This is a genomic window from Photobacterium sp. R1, from assembly GCF_054600795.1.
This window is the reverse complement of the sequence record NZ_BAAHZP010000969.1, coordinates 1-237: the sequence shown is the minus strand read 5'-3', so window position 1 is coordinate 237 and position 237 is coordinate 1. Positions and strand designations below refer to the sequence as shown.

Here is a 237-nt window from a genome sequence, read left to right as displayed (position 1 = left end):
AATAACTAAAACAGGAAAAAATTGAACCCCACGAATATAATTAGACGTAAGTATGTCTACAATATTTTGTATAGGGAATAAGTCAAGCGCCTTAAGGATATCAGACATTGCTCTCTCCTTGTATTCTTCATCGACAAATATTTTAGGCGGAGAATTATAGAACCTAACCCCTAGCTGACTATAATCAAGGATATCGATGTAATCTTCATCAAAATGAAATGAAGCCTCACCTTCAAT

Annotated in this window: 1 protein-coding gene; it reads right to left on the bottom strand. The window is 34.2% G+C overall.

Annotation, left to right across the window (positions count from 1 at the left end):
- A partial coding sequence (locus tag ACYP03_RS27955; protein WP_459782929.1) for a hypothetical protein occupies positions 1–237 on the bottom strand: 237 nt, incomplete at both ends.